General features: G+C 61.7%; 14 protein-coding genes. All 14 read left to right on the top strand.

Going from position 1 to position 17508, the window contains the following annotated elements:
* Position 1 precedes the first annotated feature (1 nt).
* The 14 genes from ftsL to ftsZ all read left to right on the top strand — a co-directional run bounded on the left by ftsL (position 2) and on the right by ftsZ (position 17489).
* A complete protein-coding gene (gene ftsL / locus IEX27_RS12370; protein WP_188721371.1) occupies positions 2-364 on the top strand; it encodes a cell division protein FtsL in 363 nt (120 codons plus the stop codon).
* Complete coding sequence (locus IEX27_RS12365; protein ID WP_188721370.1) at positions 361-2073, top strand: peptidoglycan D,D-transpeptidase FtsI family protein; 1713 nt, start codon at positions 361-363, stop codon at positions 2071-2073. The genes ftsL and IEX27_RS12365 overlap by 4 nt, the downstream gene beginning before the upstream one ends.
* Positions 2074-2121: 48 nt before the next feature.
* Positions 2122-3576 carry a UDP-N-acetylmuramoyl-L-alanyl-D-glutamate--2,6-diaminopimelate ligase gene (locus IEX27_RS12360; protein WP_373869881.1) on the top strand — a complete coding sequence of 485 codons (1455 nt, stop codon included), beginning with the start codon at positions 2122-2124 and terminating at the stop codon, positions 3574-3576.
* Complete coding sequence (locus IEX27_RS12355; RefSeq protein WP_188721369.1) at positions 3573-5006, top strand: UDP-N-acetylmuramoylalanyl-D-glutamyl-2,6-diaminopimelate--D-alanyl-D-alanine ligase; 1434 nt, start codon at positions 3573-3575, stop codon at positions 5004-5006. The genes IEX27_RS12360 and IEX27_RS12355 overlap by 4 nt, the downstream gene beginning before the upstream one ends.
* Positions 5007-5033: 27 nt before the next feature.
* Positions 5034-6116, top strand: coding sequence for a phospho-N-acetylmuramoyl-pentapeptide-transferase (mraY, locus tag IEX27_RS12350; RefSeq protein WP_188721368.1), 1083 nt, complete (start codon positions 5034-5036; stop codon positions 6114-6116).
* Between the two features lie 26 nt (positions 6117-6142).
* On the top strand, positions 6143-7543 hold the full coding sequence (gene murD, locus IEX27_RS12345) for a UDP-N-acetylmuramoyl-L-alanine--D-glutamate ligase (RefSeq protein ID WP_188721367.1): 1401 nt from the start codon (positions 6143-6145) through the stop codon (positions 7541-7543).
* A complete protein-coding gene (gene ftsW, locus IEX27_RS12340; RefSeq protein ID WP_188721537.1) occupies positions 7543-8700 on the top strand; it encodes a putative lipid II flippase FtsW in 1158 nt (385 codons plus the stop codon). Before murD ends, ftsW begins: the two co-directional genes overlap by 1 nt.
* A 2-nt stretch (positions 8701-8702) precedes the next feature.
* Entirely contained in the window at positions 8703-9827 is a 1125-nt protein-coding gene (gene murG / locus IEX27_RS12335; protein WP_188721366.1) for an undecaprenyldiphospho-muramoylpentapeptide beta-N-acetylglucosaminyltransferase, read from the top strand.
* The gene (murC, locus tag IEX27_RS12330) at positions 9824-11221 is read left to right on the top strand and encodes a UDP-N-acetylmuramate--L-alanine ligase (RefSeq protein WP_188721365.1); all 1398 of its coding nucleotides are present in this window, start codon (positions 9824-9826) and stop codon (positions 11219-11221) included. The genes murG and murC overlap by 4 nt, the downstream gene beginning before the upstream one ends.
* Positions 11218-12183 carry a UDP-N-acetylmuramate dehydrogenase gene (gene murB, locus IEX27_RS12325; RefSeq protein ID WP_188721364.1) on the top strand — a complete coding sequence of 322 codons (966 nt, stop codon included), beginning with the start codon at positions 11218-11220 and terminating at the stop codon, positions 12181-12183. Before murC ends, murB begins: the two co-directional genes overlap by 4 nt.
* A 391-nt stretch (positions 12184-12574) precedes the next feature.
* Positions 12575-13501 carry a D-alanine--D-alanine ligase gene (locus IEX27_RS12320; protein WP_188721363.1) on the top strand — a complete coding sequence of 309 codons (927 nt, stop codon included), beginning with the start codon at positions 12575-12577 and terminating at the stop codon, positions 13499-13501.
* Complete coding sequence (locus tag IEX27_RS12315) at positions 13489-14388, top strand: cell division protein FtsQ/DivIB (protein ID WP_244630350.1); 900 nt, start codon at positions 13489-13491, stop codon at positions 14386-14388. The genes IEX27_RS12320 and IEX27_RS12315 overlap by 13 nt, the downstream gene beginning before the upstream one ends.
* The gene (ftsA, locus tag IEX27_RS12310; RefSeq protein WP_188721362.1) at positions 14385-15695 is read left to right on the top strand and encodes a cell division protein FtsA; all 1311 of its coding nucleotides are present in this window, start codon (positions 14385-14387) and stop codon (positions 15693-15695) included. Before IEX27_RS12315 ends, ftsA begins: the two co-directional genes overlap by 4 nt.
* Before the next feature lie 54 nt (positions 15696-15749).
* Positions 15750-17489: a cell division protein FtsZ gene (gene ftsZ, locus IEX27_RS12305; protein ID WP_188721361.1), complete on the top strand. Its 1740-nt coding sequence runs from the start codon at positions 15750-15752 to the stop codon at positions 17487-17489.
* The last annotated feature ends 19 nt before the right edge of the window (positions 17490-17508 follow it).

The raw sequence follows: 17508 nt of genomic DNA, 5'->3' as shown, positions 1-17508 counted from the left end.
CATGCTGTTCAGGACCAGAGATATTGCGATGATCGCAGTCATGCTTTCAGCCGCAGCCTTTACCTACAAGACCAAGCACGACGCCGAAGCCATGCGCAGCCGCATCTACAGCCTGCAGTCTCAGATCCAGGCCGAGAAGGATGCGATGGACGTGCTGAAGGCGGACTGGAGCCTGCTTACCCAGCCGGGGCGGATGCAGAAGCTGGCCGAGGCGCATCAGGAGGAACTGAACCTGAGGCTCATGGAGCCGCAGCAGATCATCTCCATGCAGCGCCTTCGTGAAATCCCGCTGCGACCCATTGACGATGTGGTTGCGGAAGAAATTGGAAAAGACCTGACGATTACCGGTGGAGTGGAGCGATGAGCGTGCTTAATCCCTTCAAGCTCCGTATGCGCGGTGCCGATGCTGGGAAGCAGGGCATCCAGGTAAAGGCCAAGAGCGGCAGCGTGCGTTCGCGCAGCCGCATCATGCTGGCCATGGGCGTTGTCTTTGCCGTCTACGGAACCATCGGTGGACGCCTGGTCCAGCTGGGCATGACTGGCGAGCCGGTCGTGGCGCTCCCGCAGACCCGTCCGACCGCTTCCCGTCCGGACATTCTGGATCGCAACGGCCAGGTCCTGGCGACCGACATCAAGACCGCTTCGCTCTTTGCCGAGCCGCGCCGCATCGTCGACATCGACGAGGCGATCGAGAAGCTGCAGACTGTCCTGCCGGACCTCGATTACACCCAAACCTATCGGAAGCTCGACAGCCAGGCAGGGTTCGTCTGGCTGCGCCGCCAGCTGTCGCCGCGCCAGCAGGCCGACATCCTCGCTCTCGGCATTCCAGGCATGGGTTTCCGCACCGAAAAGCGCCGCTTCTACCCGGGAGGCTCCACCGCGTCCCACATCCTTGGCCTCGTGAATATCGACAACAAGGGTATCGCGGGCATGGAGAAGTACATCGACGATCAGGGTCTGGCCGATTTGCAGGCGCTTGGTCTCGCTGGCCCGGATACGCTTGAGCCGGTGAAGCTCTCGATCGATCTGCGCGCCCAGCACGTGCTGCACGATGAACTTGCCGACGCTCTTGAGCGCTATCATGCGATTGCGGCTGCGGGCGCGGTGATCAACGCGCGCACCGGCGAGATCCTCGCGATGGCGTCGCTGCCGGATTACGACCCGAACAACCCCTACAACGCGCTGGAGAAGGACAGGCTGAACCGCGTCTCAGCTGGCGTGTTCGAAATGGGCTCGACCTTCAAGCTGTTCACGACGGCGATGGCGCTCGACTCCGGCAAGATCGGGCTCAACAGCACCTTCGACGCATCGAAGCCGATGCGTATCGGCGGCTTCACCATCAACGACTTCCACGGCAAGCGCCGCGTGCTCTCCGTGCCGGAGATCTTCATCTATTCGTCCAACATCGGCACGGCGAAGATGGCCGAGGTCATTGGCGTCGAGGGCCATCGTGCATTCCTCAAGAAGGCGGGCCTGCTTGATCGCATGCAGACAGAGCTGCCCGAGGTCGCTACCCCGACCGAGCCGAAGGAATGGAAGCGCCTTCACTCCATCACAATTTCTTACGGTCATGGTGTAGCGACGACACCGCTCCAGACGGCTGTCGCAGCTGCTGCCATGGTCAACGGTGGCAAGCTGTTCCCGCCGACCTTCCTTCCGAGGACCGAGGAAGAGGCCGAGCAGATCGCCCAGCAGGTCATTTCCCCGGAGACGAGCGCAAAGATACGGTATCTTTTCCGTTTGAACGTGGAGACGGGTTCCGGCAAGCGCGCGGAGGCGCAGGGCTACTATGTTGGCGGCAAGACCGGCACGGCGGAAAAGGTGGTGAACGGCCGCTACTCGAACAACAAGCGCTTCAACGCCTTCATCGCAGCCTATCCGTCCAATGATCCCGACTATGTGGTTGCCATCGTCGTTGACGAGCCAGAGGGTGAGAAGCCGGGCATGGCCGCTACGTCGGGTCTCAATGCTGCACCGATAGCTGGCAATGTGATCCGCAGAACGGCGGCGCTACTTGGCGTAGAGCCGGATTTCAGCCATGAAAGTGGGGCTCTTCTGGTTTCGTACCAGTGATTCCCCTCGAAGGTTGATGGGAATGGCCAAGAAAGATTCTGGATCATGATCAAGCTGGCCGCTTTTGCCGATATCCTGCCACATGTGGCATCAATACCCGGTGATATGGATATCACCGGTCTCGCTTCTGATTCTCGCCGGGTTGAACCCGGCAATCTGTTTTTCGCCCTTGCCGGCACCAAGGCGGATGGCGCTGCCTTCATTGCGGATGCCATCCAGCGCGGTGCTTCTGCCGTTGTCGCGCGCAAGGGTTCCGTCACGGGCGAGATTTCTGTTCCGCTGAGCGAGGTCGATGATCCGCGGCTGGCGCTGGCGCAGGCTGCTGCCCGCTTCTATGCCGGTCAGCCGGCCACCATGGTTGCGGTGACGGGCACGAGCGGCAAGACGTCGGTAGCATCCTTTACCCGCCAGATCTGGGAGTATGCGGGTCTCTCTGCAGCCTCCATCGGCACCACCGGTGTTGTTGCGCCGGGCCGTGACGAATATGGCGAGCTCACCACGCCCGATCCCATCTCGCTGCACAAGCTGCTGAGCGAACTGGCGGCCTCAGGCGTCACCCACGGCGCCATGGAAGCGTCGAGCCACGGCCTGTCACAGCGCCGTCTTGATGGCGTGAAGCTTGCCGCAGGCGGCTTCACCAATCTCGGCCGCGACCACATGGATTATCATCCGACGGTCGAGGAATACCACCAGACCAAGATGCGTCTGTTCGATACGCTTCTGCCCGTTGGTGCGCCTGCTGTCGTCTTTGCCGACGATGCATGGTCGGAAGCGACCATGGAAGCCGTCCGCAAGGCGGGCAGGGAGCTTCTCACCGTTGGCCGCAACGGCACCTACATCACCATCAAGCGTGCCGAGCATGAACGTCATCGCCAGCATGGCGAAGTGGAGCATGACGGCCGGATCTATGAGATCGATCTGCCGCTCGCCGGAGAGTTTCAGCTGAGCAATGCGCTCGTCGCAGCTGGCCTAGCCATTGCCACCGGCCTTGACCCGGCGATTGCGTTCAAGGCTTTTAAGTACATCAAGGGTGCATCCGGTCGCCTCGAGCTGACGGGTACGACCCCCGAAGGTGCGCAGATCTACGTCGACTATGCGCACAAGCCGGAAGCTCTTGAAAACGTACTGAAGGCGGTTCGTCCGTTTACCACGGGCCGCGTTTTTCTTGTCTTCGGATGCGGGGGGGACCGCGACCGTGGCAAGCGGCCCATCATGGGCGACATAGCAAGGCGACTGGCGGATGTCGCCATTGTCACAGACGATAACCCGCGGTCCGAGGATGCATCCGCTATCCGTGCCGAGATCATGGCTGCCATTCCGGACGCGCAGGAGATTGGGGACCGTCGCGAAGCCATCCGATCGGCAATAGCAATGCTTCGGACTGGCGATACGCTGATCGTCGCTGGCAAGGGGCATGAACACGGCCAGGAGATTGCGGGAACGAAGTATCCGTTCTCCGATCATGAGGAGGTCAGCAAAGCCTTGGAGGGATTGGGCTCGTGACTTTGCTATGGAGTAGTGAGGAGCTGATCGCGGCCACGGGTGGGCGTCCGTTCGGAAATCTGCCCGAAGGTGTGACAGGCGTCTCGATCGACACGCGTACCATGAAGCGGGGAGAAGCGTTCTTTGCGATAAAGGGCGATCGCTTCGACGGTCACGATTTCGCAACAGCTGCCATGGCCGCCGGCGCGGCGGTGATGGTCGTTTCGGAAGATCGCCTGCCGGCTCTGGGCCGTCTGGCGATCCCGAAGATCGTGGTGCCGGACGTGCTGAAGGCGCTGCAGGATGTGGCGCTCGCCGCCCGTGCACGCAGCCGCGCCCGCATCATTGCGGTGACCGGTTCGGCCGGTAAGACCACGACTAAGGAAATGCTGCGCCTGGCGCTTGAGAGCGCCGGCCCGGTCCATGCCGCCGAGAACTCCTTCAACAATCATTGGGGCGTGCCGCTGACGCTGGCGCGCCTACCGGTCGACGCCAAGTTCGGCGTCTTTGAAATCGGCATGAACCACCCGGGCGAGATCGAGCCGCTGGTGAAGCTGGTTCAGCCCCATGTCGCGATTGTCACCATGGTGGCGGGCGCTCATCTCGGTCACTTCTCCAGTCTGGAAGAGATTGCGAAGGCCAAGGGCGAGATCTTTTCAGGCGTCATCAGCGGGGGGCAGGCGATCATCAACCGCGATGATGCGCGGTGGAACCTGCTTGCCAAGATGGCGATGGACGCGGGCATCCAGAACGTCTGGGGCTTCGGCGAAAATCCCCGGGCGCAGTTCCGTCTGGTCTCCTGGGAGCCGGGCGAGAATGGTTCGTCCCTGACCGTCCGGATCGCAGGCCAGGAAATCACCGGCCAGATCGGCGCGCCGGGCCGTCATATGGTGCAGAATGCGCTTGCCGTTCTGGGCGCTGGCTACCTTGTCGGCGCCGACGTGCAGCAGATGCTGGACGCGCTCTCCCGCTTCAAGCCTGCTGAGGGCCGGGGCCAGCGTTTCCGCCTGAAGCACCCCGAGGGCGGCACCTTCACGGTGATTGACGAGAGCTACAACGCCAATCCGGCTTCCATGCGCGCTGCCCTTCATCTGTTGAGCGCAGCTTCCATTCCGGAAGGCGCGCGCCGCATTGCCGTGCTTGGCGACATGCTGGAACTGGGCGAACACTCGGCCCGCCTTCATGAGGCGCTTGGCGAACTCGTTTCTGCCGCCAAGACGGATCTGCTCTTTATCGCTGGTGAGGAGATGCAGGCGCTTGCCGCCAGGTCGCCTTCTGGTACGGAAGTGGAGTACAGACCCACAGTCGCCGAGCTTGAACCTCTGGTCCTTCAGGCTGTAAAGCCGGGCGACATCATTGTGGTCAAATCGTCGAAGTCAGCTGGCTTTTCAAAACTCGTGGAAGCCCTCCTCAAGCATTTCCCGGCTGCAGATGCCGCGGCGGATGCGTAAGAGGAAGAAGGGCGGGGAATAACTTAGATGCTAATGCTACTGGTCCAGCTGTCGGACTCTGTCTCGGCCTTCAACGTCTTCCGCTACATCACGTTCCGCACCGGCGGCGCGCTGATCACTGCGGCCTTCATCGTCTTCCTGTTTGGACCAACGATCATCAATTCTCTGCGGGTTCGTCAGGGCAAGGGTCAGCCGATCCGGGCTGACGGTCCGCAGACGCACTTCAAGAAGGCCGGCACACCCACCATGGGCGGCCTGATGATCCTGAGCGGCATCCTGGGTTCCTGCCTTCTCTGGGCCAATCTGGCCAGCGTTTATGTGCTGGTCACGCTGATGGTGACCGTCGGCTTTGGCGCCATCGGCTTCTACGACGACTACATGAAGGTGACGAAGCAATCGCACCTTGGCGTCTCCGGCAAGGTGCGATTGGCGCTTGAATTCCTGATTGCCGGCGTCGCCGCCTGGATCATCATGCAGAACGGTCAGGCTCCGTTCTCCTCGACGCTGACCTTCCCGTTCTTCAAGGAATTCCTGCTCAACCTTGGCCTCTTCTTCATCCCCTTTGCCGCTTTCGTGATTGTGGGGGCCGGCAATGCGGTGAACCTGACGGACGGCCTCGACGGTTTGGCGATCGTTCCGGTGATGGTCGCGGCAGCCTCCTTCGGCGTGATCGCCTACCTGTCCGGTAACGCCATTTTCGCAGACTACCTGCAGATCCACTTCGTTCCGGGCACCGGTGAACTCGCTGTAGTCCTTGGTGCGGTCATTGGCGCTGGCCTCGGCTTCCTCTGGTTCAACGCACCGCCTGCGGCAATCTTCATGGGCGACACCGGTTCTCTGGCCCTCGGCGGCCTGATTGGTACCGTCGCCGTTGCGACGAAGCACGAGATCGTCCTTGCCATCATCGGCGGTCTGTTCGTGGTCGAAATCTTCTCGGTGATCATTCAGGTCGCTGTCTTCAAGATGACTGGCAAGCGCGTCTTCCTGATGGCACCCATCCACCACCATTTCGAAAAGCTCGGCTGGACCGAAAGCCAGGTCGTGATCCGCTTCTGGATCATCGCCGTGGTTCTCGCCCTCGTTGGCCTCTCCACCCTGAAGCTGCGCTAACATCACTGCCTAAGGAGCGTCCGTAAGTGATCCCGGCAACCACCTGCAAGAACAAGAAGATTGCCGTGTTTGGCCTGGGCGGCTCCGGGCTTGCCACCGCGCAGGCGCTGGTCGCTGGCGGCGCTGATGTGGTCGCCTGGGATGACAATCCTGACAACGTTGCCAAGGCCGATGCGCAAGCCATTCCAACGCGCAACATGCGCGAACTGGACTGGGCTTCCGTTGATGCGCTGGTTCTTTCCCCGGGTGTTCCGCTGACCCACCCGCATCCCCACTGGACGGTGGAGCTGGCGCAGGCGGCAGGCGTCGAGATCATCGGCGACATCGAGCTCTTCACCCGTGAGCGGAACGAGCACGCCCCTTCCGCTCCGTTCATTGCCATCACCGGCACCAACGGCAAGTCCACCACCACGGCACTGATCGCCCATGTGGTGCGCTCCTCGGGCAGGGACACCCAGCTAGGCGGCAACATCGGCACCGCGATCATGACGCTGGAGGCTCCGGCGGTCCATCGCCATTATGTGGTCGAGTGCTCGTCTTACCAGATCGACCTTGCGCCGGGCCTGAATCCCTCGGTCGGCATCCTGCTCAACCTGACGCCCGACCACATCGACCGTCATGGGACGATGGAGCATTACGCGGCCGTCAAGGAGCGTCTGGTTGCAAAGAGCGGCACCGCCATAATCGGCGTCGACGACGAATACTGCCGCGCCATCGCAGACCGCCTTGAGAAGGCTGGCCGCAAGGTCATTCGTATATCCGTCAGGGAAACTCTGGCGAACGGTCTCTATGCGGATGGCTCGAAGCTGATGCGCGCCGTGGATGGAAAGGCCGAAGAACTCCTGTCGCTCGAAGGCATCGGCTCGCTTCGCGGCCGCCACAATGCCCAGAATGCGCTTGCCGCGCTTGCTGCCTGCCTCGCGTCCGGCCTTTCGAGGGAAGAGATCGCGACAGGCTTCGCATCCTTCCCGGGCTTGGCCCACCGCATGGAGCAGGTGGGTCGCAAGGGGAACGTGTTGTTCGTCAACGACTCCAAGGCGACCAATGCGGAAGCCTCAGCTCCGGCACTGGCCAGTTTCGAGCGCATCTACTGGATTGCCGGCGGTCTGCCCAAGGCGGGCGGCATCGAAAGCCTGACCTCCTTTTTCCCGCGCATCGCCAAGGCCTATCTGATCGGCGAGGCCGCACCTGCTTTCGCGGTCACTCTTGGTGAAAGAGTCCCTTATGAAATTTCGGGTACGCTTGCGGCAGCTGTAGAGCATGCCAGCCGGGACGCCTCTCTTGAGGCTGATGGAGAACCGGTCGTTCTCCTGTCACCCGCCTGCGCAAGCTTTGACCAGTTCAGGAATTTCGAGGTCAGGGGTGATGCATTCCGCGAGCTCGTGTCAGCGCTTGATGGAGTGCAGCCGGTCGGAGGGACGAAATGATATTGAGCCGCACAGATCGCAGTCCCGTTGCCACCTGGTGGTGGACGGTTGATCGCTGGTTTCTATCCGCATTTCTGATGTTGATGGGCCTGGGCATCGTCCTGTCCTTCGCGGCAAGCCCGGCCGTGGCCGAACGCATCGGCCTTGAAAGCTTCCACTTCGTCACCCGCCAGATCGTCTTCATGGTGCCAGCAGTGCTGGTCATGATCGGCATCTCTTTCCTTGACCAGCGTTTGCTCCGCCGCGTGGCGCTGCTCATGCTGGTGGGCTCTCTTGTGCTGATGGTGGCGACGCTCTTCGTCGGTATGGAAGCCAAGGGTGCAAAGCGCTGGATCCACATCTTCGGCCTGTCGATCCAGCCTTCCGAATACATGAAGCCGGCTTTCGTGGTCGTCTGCGCCTGGCTTTTCGCCGAGCATAGCCGCCAGCCGGAAATCCCCGGCAACCTCTTTGCCCTGATCCTGCTCGGCCTTGTGGTCGCGCTGCTGGTCGCTCAACCGGACCTCGGTCAGACTATTCTGATCCTCGGTACCTGGGGTGCGATGTTCTTCATCGCCGGAATGCCCTGGCTCTGGATCGCGGTGCTGGGTGGCTTCGGCGTTGTCTTCGGTCTCGCGGCCTACACGATCTTCCCGCACGTGGCCGGTCGTATCGACCGCTTCCTGACGGGCGAGGGCGACACCTACCAGGTGGACATGAGCCTTGAAGCGCTGACGCGCGGCGGCTGGCTCGGTCAGGGCCCGGGCGAGGGCTCGGTGAAGCGCATCCTGCCCGACAGCCACACCGACTTTGTCTTCGCCGTTGCCGGTGAGGAGTTCGGCCTCATCCTCTGCCTGCTGATCATGTCGATCTTTGCCTTCGTCGTTCTGCGTGGTCTGGCCATCGCCCGCCGCGATGACGGCGATGACTTCACCCGCTACGCTCTCTCCGGGCTCGTCATGCTGTTCGGCTTCCAGTCGATCATTAACATGGGCGTGAACGTGAACCTGCTGCCGGCGAAGGGCATGACGCTTCCGTTCATCTCCTACGGTGGTTCCTCGCTGATCGCGATGGCGATATCCATGGGCTTCGTGCTTGCCCTGTCGCGCAAGCGGCCTGAGCGGCGCCGGGCTGTCAGCCTCACAACTCTTCCGGACGGGGCCACAACGGTCAGCTGAGTATGAAAAAACGGACTGCTCTACTTTGCGCAGGTGGCACTGGTGGCCACCTTTTTCCTGCCGAGGCCCTCGCACATGAACTGATCAGCCGAGGCTGGTCGGTCCATCTGGCGACAGACTCGCGCGCTGAACGCTTCGCCTCCAACTTCCCCGCAGAGGAGATCCACCGGATCAACTCCGCAACCTTCGGCTCCCGGAACCCGATTTCGCTGATCCGGTCGGGCCTGAAGATCTGGAGCGGCGTCCGCCAGGCTTCCGCGCTGATCGGCCGGATCGAGGCGAGTGCGGTCGTAGGCTTCGGTGGCTATCCGACGCTGCCGCCTGTGTTCGCCGCCACGCGTCGCCGTGTGCCGACGATGGTGCACGAGCAGAACGCCGTGATGGGGCGCGCGAACAAGGCGCTGGCCCAGAGGGTCACCGCCATTGCCGGCGGCTTCCTGCCAGAGCAAGGTGAGTTTGCCGAAAAGATCATCACGACCGGCAACCCGGTCCGCCCTGCAGTCCTCAAGGCTGCGGAAGTGCCGTACGAGCCGGTGACGGGCACGAAGCCGTTCCAACTGCTGGTGTTTGGCGGAAGCCAGGGCGCGCAATATTTCTCGCAGGTTCTTCCTGAAGCCATCCGGCTGTTGCCTGAGGCCAAGCGTTCGCGACTGCGCATCGTTCAGCAGGCTCGCCCCGAGGACGAGGCAGCCGTGAAGCAGGCCTACGCGAACATGGGCGTCGAGGCCGAGGTTGCGACCTTCTTCACCGACATGGCTGATCGCATCGCGCGCGCGAGCTTCGTGATCTCACGATCGGGTGCGTCGACGGTATCGGAGATAGCGGTTATCGGCCGTCCGGCACTGCTGGTGCCATATCCGCATGCGTTGGATCACGATCAGGCGGCGAATGCGGCTGCGCTTCAGAAGGCGGGTGGTGCCGAGATCATCACGCAGGACAAGCTGACGGCGGAACGCCTGCGCGGCATGATAGAGATCGCCATGAACATGCCGGAAAAGCTCGCCGCTATGGCGAATGCGTCAAGAAGTGTTGGCCGTCCGAACGCAACGGCATTGCTTGCGAACGTCGTGGAGGCTATTTCCTCGGGCGAATCACTCAAAGAGTTCAAACGGAGAATGATCCCATGAAGATGCCCCAGACGATTGGTGTCGTGCACTTTATCGGCATCGGCGGGATTGGCATGAGCGGCATCGCGGAAGCGCTGCACACGCTCGGCTACCAGGTTCAGGGCTCCGACCAGTCCGAGAACGCGAACGTCCAGCGTCTGCGCGAAAAGGGGATCAACGTTTTCGTTGGCCATGATGCGGCGAATCTGGGCGATGCCGAAGTGGTCGTCATCTCGTCGGCCATCAGGAAGGACAATCCGGAATATCAGGCAGCGAAGAACAAGCTGCTGCCGATCGTCCGGCGCGCCGAGATGCTGGCCGAACTGATGCGTTTCCGTCAGGCGATTGCCGTTGGCGGCACGCACGGCAAGACCACGACCACGTCGCTCGTCGGCGCACTGCTCGACGCGGGCAGCTTTGATCCAACCGTGATCAACGGCGGCATCATCAATGCCTACGGCACCAACGCCCGCATGGGACAGGGTGACTGGATGGTGGTTGAGGCTGACGAAAGCGACGGCACCTTCCTGAAGCTTCCGGCAGACATTGCCATCGTCACCAACATCGATCCCGAGCATCTCGACCACTACGGCTCGTTCGACAAGGTCCGCGAGGCCTTCCGTCAGTTCGTCGAGAATGTGCCGTTCTACGGCTTCGGCGTCATGTGCATCGACCATCCGGAAGTGCAGTCGCTCGTCGCCCGCATCGATGACCGCCGGATCGTCACCTATGGTGCAAACCTTCAGGCCGATGTCCGCTTCTCCAACCACCGCGTAGAGGGCGGGAAGTCGATCTTCGATGTGACCCTTCGTGGACGCAAGCATTCGGAAGAAGTGGTCTTCGAGGGCCTGGTCCTGCCGATGCCGGGTCGCCACAACGTGTCCAACGCCACAGCTGCAATCGCGGTCGCCTCCGAACTCGGGATCGGTGAGGACGCCATCCGCAAGGGTCTGGCATCCTTCAGTGGCGTCAAGCGCCGCTTCACCCACACGGGTACGGTCGATGGCGTCAGCATCTTCGACGACTACGGCCATCACCCGGTCGAGATCTCGTCGGTGCTCAGCGCTGCGCGCGGCGCCACGAATGGTCGCGTCATCGCGATTGCACAGCCGCACCGCTACACGCGCCTGCGCGACCTGTTCGACGAGTTCTCCTCCTGCTTCAACGACGCGGATGTGGTGATGATCGCCCCGGTCTACTCGGCAGGCGAAGCACCGATCGACGGCGTCTCGTCGGAAGCGCTGGTCGCGGGCCTGCGCGCCGCAGGCCATCGCGATGCCCGCTTCATCTCCGGTCCGCAGGAAATCGCACCTCTGGTGAAGGAACTGGCGCAGGACGGCGACTATGTCGTGTTCCTCGGCGCCGGCAACATCACGCAATGGGCCTATGCTCTGCCGAAGGAACTCGAGGGATGAGCTCCGATCAGAACCTCATCGAACAGCTGGGGGATCGTCTGTCCGGCCTGCGCGGTCGGCTGACGCCCAATGTCGGCATGGACACGGTGACCTGGTTCCGCGCGGGCGGTCCGGCTGATGCACTGTTCCAGCCGCAGGATGAGGAAGATCTGGCGGCATTCCTTCGCGCCGTTCCGGAAGAGATCCCGGTGCTGGTGGTAGGTGTCGGCTCGAACCTGCTCGTCCGCGATGGTGGCATCCGTGGCTTCGTGGTTCGCCTGTCGGCCAAGGGCTTTGGCACAGCTGAAGCGATATCGCCAACGCAGATCAGGGCAGGCGCGGCAATTCCAGACAAGCGTCTGGCAGCCGTCGCGCTCGAAGCGGGTATTGGCGGTTTCCACTTCTACCATGGCATCCCCGGCGCTCTTGGCGGCGCACTGCGTATGAATGCGGGTGCGAATGGAGTCGAAACCCGCGAGCGCGTCGTTGAAGTCCGTGCGCTCGACCGACAGGGTAGCGTCCATATTCTGACGAACGCCGACATGGGCTATTCCTATCGCCACTCGGAAGCGTCAAAGGACCTGATCTTCACGTCCGCGATCCTCGATGGATACGCGGAGGACGTGGATGTCATCCGCACGAAGATGGATGAGGTTCAGCACCACCGCGAGACGGTTCAGCCGATCCGCGAGAAGACCGGCGGCTCCACCTTCAAGAACCCGGAAGGGACCTCTGCCTGGAAGGAAATCGACAAGGTCGGCTGTCGTGGTTTGACCATCGGTGGCGCGCAGATGTCCACCATGCACTGCAATTTCATGATCAATACCGGCACTGCGACCGGCTACGATCTGGAATCTCTGGGCGAGACGGTCCGCTCCCGTGTGCTCGAAAATTCGGGCATCAGGCTCGAGTGGGAGATCAAGCGCCTCGGCGACTTCGAGAGAGGAAAAGTGATCGAGCCTTTCCTCGGTGCGCGCGCTTAGCATCTTCTTAGATCTAGCTAGCCGGGGCCTTCTATGGGTACCCGGCTCCGGCTCCCGACTCGGGCATAAGGCGCTGCTTTTTCTACGTTAAGCAAGAACCTCAGTTGCTTAGCTGGCAACAGGATTCCGCGCCCTGTTGATGGCATTCGATGCGCCCCAAATGGGGGCATTCCGATAACATCGCATGTAGCATTGTGGCCACTTCTATCAAATTTACCGAAAAATTGAATCAGGTTGAATCTCAAGGGCTTGTCAGTGAATCAACTTCCTGATTCTTTAGGCTCTACGTTCCCTGATTTGAGTCGGCGGCGTTGAGTAGGGAAGGGCCAGCCCTTTCTTTGTGTTCATTCAAGTTTTGCACCGCTGTGAGTGGCGGAAAGGGCTGCAGGTTATGATGCAGAAGCATGTTGCTGTATTGATGGGAGGGTTCTCGTCAGAGCGGCCAGTTAGTCTGTCTTCTGGATCTGCTTGCGCCGATGCGCTGGAGCAACAGGGCTACAAAGTATCTCGCGTGGATGTTGGTCGCGACATCGGCCAGGTGCTGACCGAGCTTCGTCCGGACGTCGCCTTCAACGCGCTGCATGGCCCGTACGGCGAGGATGGCCGTATCCAGGGTATTCTTGAATATCTCGAAATTCCCTACACGCACTCGGGCGTACTTTCTTCCGCGCTCTCCATGGACAAGGCGCTGGCCAAGACGATTGTCGCCGGTGTCGGTGTTCCGGTTGCTCAGTCGCTGATTATGAATCGCTTCGACATCGTCGGCGAGCATCCGATGGAGCCGCCCTATGTTGTGAAGCCGGTCAACGAGGGCTCCAGCTTTGGCGTCGTGATCGTGCGTGAAGACCAGTCGCATCCGCCGCAGGTCTTGCAGTCGGATGACTGGAAGTACGGCGACCGCGTCATGGTTGAGAAATATGTCCCCGGTCGCGAGTTTACCTGCGCGGTGATGGGCGATCGTTCGCTGGGTGTCTGCGAGATCATCCCGGTTGGCCATGCATTCTATGATTATGATTCAAAATACGCTCCGGGCGGCTCAAAGCACGAATGTCCTGCAAAGCTTTCACTGAATATTTACCAAAAAATAGAACAATTGGCTGTTGAGGCGCATCTGGCGCTTGGTTGTCGCGGGGTTAGTCGCTCCGATTTTCGTTTTGATGACCGGCTTCCGGATGATCAGGGGCTGATCTGGCTTGAGGTTAACACCCAGCCGGGCATGACCCCGACGTCTTTGGTTCCTGATATCGCCGCTGCGGCGGGTATCAGTTTTGGTGAGTTGTTGCGTTGGATGGTGGAGGACGCGTCTTGTTCGCGTTGAAATCGGATAGGGGCTCTGCCCTGACTTTTGGCGGTGTGGCTCTGCCGCGCTGGCTGCGACGGCCGGCGCGCGCGTTGGGCCGGCTGCGCATTGAAGATATCCGCTATCCCCGCTTTGGCGCGTCAATTTCCACCGGCGCGCTTTTCGGTTTCGTGCTCCTTTACGGGGGTGTACAGGGCGGTCATTCTGAGGCAGTCATCCAGCTGGTTACCTCTCGGGCGGGTTTCGCGATCGAGGATGTAAACATTACGGGTAACGTGGAGACGTCCGAGATCGACGTTCTTCAGCAGATCGGCCTCGATGGCTGGACCTCGATGGTTGGCTTCGATGTCGAGAATGCCCGTCAGCGTATCGCCGAGCTTCCGTGGGTTGATAGCGTGGAAGTTCGCAAGATTTATCCGGCGCGTGTTGAGGTCCAGATCAACGAGCGCAAGCCCTACGCCATCTGGCAGTTCGGACAGGAGCTCCGGGTTGTCGAGGCGAATGGCGCTGTGATTGCTCCGTTCTACGGCGGTCGCCTGGCGGCGCTGCCGCGGGTGATCGGTGCGGGTGCCGACAAGGCGGGTCCGGCCATCATTGAGGCTGTCGCTGCCCATCCGCAGCTCGCGTCTCGCGTTACGGCCTACATTCGTGTGGCCGATCGCCGCTGGGATCTGCGTCTCTACAACGGGGTCACCGTCCGCCTGCCGGAAGCGAATGTAGCGGCAGCGCTTGCAGAAGTTGCCCGTCTCGATGTCGAGTACGCGCTGTTCGAGCGCGACCTGAGCGTCGTGGATATGAGGCTTGAAGATCGCATTACAGTTGCCCTCTCGCCGGAAGCCGCCGAGTCACATAATGACGCTTTCAAGAAGATGATGGCAGCGCGTAAGAAGGGGGCGAGAATATGAACTGGTTGCTCGGCGACAGCAATTCCCCACAGCGCCGTTCTGGTATCATTACCGTGCTGGATATTGGTTCCAGCAAGGTTTGCTGCATCATTGCAAAGCTCCTGCCGAATGAAGGTGGCGTCGCGCTGTCGCACCGCACGCACCGCATCAAGGTCATTGGTATCGGACATCAGAAGTCCGAAGGCGTAAAGTCCGGCGTTATCGTAAACCTGGAGAAGGCTGAGCAGGCTATTCGCCTCGCGGTCGACGCCGCAGAGAGAATGGCCGGGCTCACCGTGGACTCGTTGATCATCAACGTATCCGCGGGCAGGCTGAAGAGTGAGCCGGCAACGGCCGCAATCAGCCTCGGTGGTCATCAGGTATCCAAGTCCGACGTTAACAAGGTGCTTGTTGCCGGTGCGCGTCAGGCATTGCGTGCCGAGCGTGAGGTTGTACACTCGCTGGCGGTCGGTTTCGCCCTCGACACCGAACGCGGCATTCGCGATCCGCGCGGAATGGTCGGTGACCAGCTTGGTGTCGACATGCATGTCGTCACCGCTGATTCAGTCCCGCTGCGTAACATCGAACTGTGCGTCAACCGGGCCCATCTGGCGGTCGAGACGATGGTGGCCACGCCCTATGCGAGCGGACTGGCGACCCTGGTCGATGACGAGACCGAGATGGGCGCTGCCTGCATCGATATGGGCGGCGGCACGACCACGATTTCGGTCTTCGTTGAAGGCAAGTTTGTTCATGCCGACGCGCTTCCGATCGGCGGCAATCACGTGACGATGGATCTGGCGCGTGGCCTGTCGACCCGCCTCGATGATGCAGAGCGGCTGAAGGTCATGCACGGTTCGGCCCTGCCGGCGAGCGCCGACGATCGCAGCGTTGTTTCGATCCTGCCCATGGGTGCGGATGAGCATGATCAGCCCCTGCAGGTGCCGCGCTCGGTCATGTCGCGGATCATCAGGGCGCGTGTTGAAGAGACGCTTGAACTGGTTCGCGATCGGCTGAACCGTTCGGGCTACGGTCATCTTGTAGGACGTCGTGTGGTGTTGACGGGTGGTGCGAGCCAGCTTGCGGGACTTCCCGAAGCGGCGCGTCGTCTGATGGGGCGGAATGTTCGCCTCGGTCGTCCGCTGGGCGTTACCGGCCTGCCTGAAGCTGCCAAGGGTGCAGCTTTCGCGGCTCCGGTCGGTCTTCTTATTTACCCGCAGGTTGCAGGCTTCGAGAGCCGCAACGTTCGGGGTGGTTTCCTGATGCGCGCCACCGGGACGGGTGGTCGCCTTCAGCGTGTGAGTCAGTGGTTGCGTGACAGTTTTTGATCCGGGGGACGGCCAGCAGCGGGCCCGGCAGAAAAGGCGGAAAGGACGAGGATAATGACGATCAACTTGCGGAAGCCGGACATAACCGAGCTAAAGCCGAGGATCACGGTTTTTGGCGTTGGAGGCGGCGGCGGTAACGCCGTAAACAACATGATCAACGCCGGTTTGCGCGGCGTGGAATTTGTCTGCGCAAACACCGATGCGCAGGCTTTGGCCATGTCCAAGGCAGAGCGGGTAATCCAGCTCGGTGCGAACGTGACGGAAGGCCTGGGCGCCGGATCCCAGCCGGAAGTGGGCCGTGCTGCTGCCGAAGAATGCATTGACGAGATCCTTGACCAGCTGACAAGCACGCACATGTGCTTCGTCACCGCCGGCATGGGTGGTGGTACGGGTACGGGTGCGGCTCCGGTCGTCGCTCGCGCAGCCCGTGAGCGTGGCATTCTGACCGTCGGCGTTGTGACCAAGCCTTTCCACTTTGAAGGCCAGCGCCGCATGCGCACTGCAGAGCAGGGCATCGAAGAGCTTCAGGCTTGCGTCGACACCCTGATCGTCATCCCGAACCAGAACCTGTTCCGCATCGCCAACGACAAGACCACCTTCGCCGACGCATTCGCGATGGCCGACCAGGTGCTCTACTCGGGCGTTGCCTGCATCACCGACCTGATGGTCAAGGAAGGCCTGATCAACCTCGACTTCGCCGACGTTCGTTCGGTAATGCGCGAGATGGGCAAGGCCATGATGGGCACCGGCGAAGCTTCCGGCAGCGGTCGTGCAATGGCTGCGGCTGAGGCTGCGATCGCCAACCCGCTGCTCGACGAGACGTCAATGAAGGGCGCCAAGGGCCTCCTGATCTCGATCACCGGTGGTCGCGACATGACCCTGTTCGAGGTCGACGAAGCAGCAACCCGCATCCGCGAAGAGGTCGATCCGGACGCCAACATCATCCTCGGTGCGACTTTCGACGAAGACCTCGAGGGCGTTATCCGCGTGTCGGTTGTCGCCACCGGCATCGACAAGTCGGCTGCCGACATTGCTGCAGCTCCGACGGCTATCCGCGCCACCCCGCGTCCGGCCGTACAGATGCAGCCGCAGCCGAAGCCTGCTGTTCAGGTTGCACAGCAGCCGCAGGTTCCGGTTCGCCCCGCAGCCTTCCAGCCTGAGCCGAGCGAAGCTTCGCTCATCGAGCAGCAGATCGAGGAAGTTGCCCGTTCGGTTCAGCCGGCTCACCAGCCTGCCGCACCGGCCTTCCAGCCGCAGAGCAACCTATTCCGTCCGGTTCAGCCGGAAGTAGCACCGCGCGCTCCGGTTCAGCCGCAGGTACAGCAGGTACAGCCGCAGCAGCACGTGCAGCAGCCGGTTCAGCCGCAGGTTCTGCGTCCCGCCGCCGTTGCTCCGCAGCAGCAGCCGGTCGCCGCAGCTCCGCAGCCGCAGCACCATCAGGCTCCCGTACAGCAGCAGCAGCCGCGCATGCCGCAGGTCACCGATTTCCCGCCGCAGGTTCAGGCTGAGATCAACCGTGCGCCGGCCCCGGCTCCCGAGCATGAAGACCGTGGTCCGATGGGTCTCCTGAAGCGCCTGACGGCTGGTCTGTCCCGCCGCGAAGAAGACGACCACACCGCAACGCCGCCGGAGCCGCGCCTGCGTCAGGCCGAGCCGCGCCGTCAGGAGAGCCAGTTCTATGCACCGGCTCGCGGCCAGCTCGACGACCAGGGCCGTCTGGTTCAGCAGACGCGCCACCAGCAGGAAGAGGATCAGCTGGAGATCCCCGCATTCCTGCGCCGTCAGGCCAACTAGTACCGCTGCTATCTTTTCC

Origin of the sequence: Nitratireductor aestuarii (assembly GCF_014641695.1) — a bacterium.
Lineage (GTDB): Bacteria > Pseudomonadota > Alphaproteobacteria > Rhizobiales > Rhizobiaceae > Chelativorans > Chelativorans aestuarii.
This window is presented reverse-complemented; position numbering and strand designations above follow the sequence as displayed.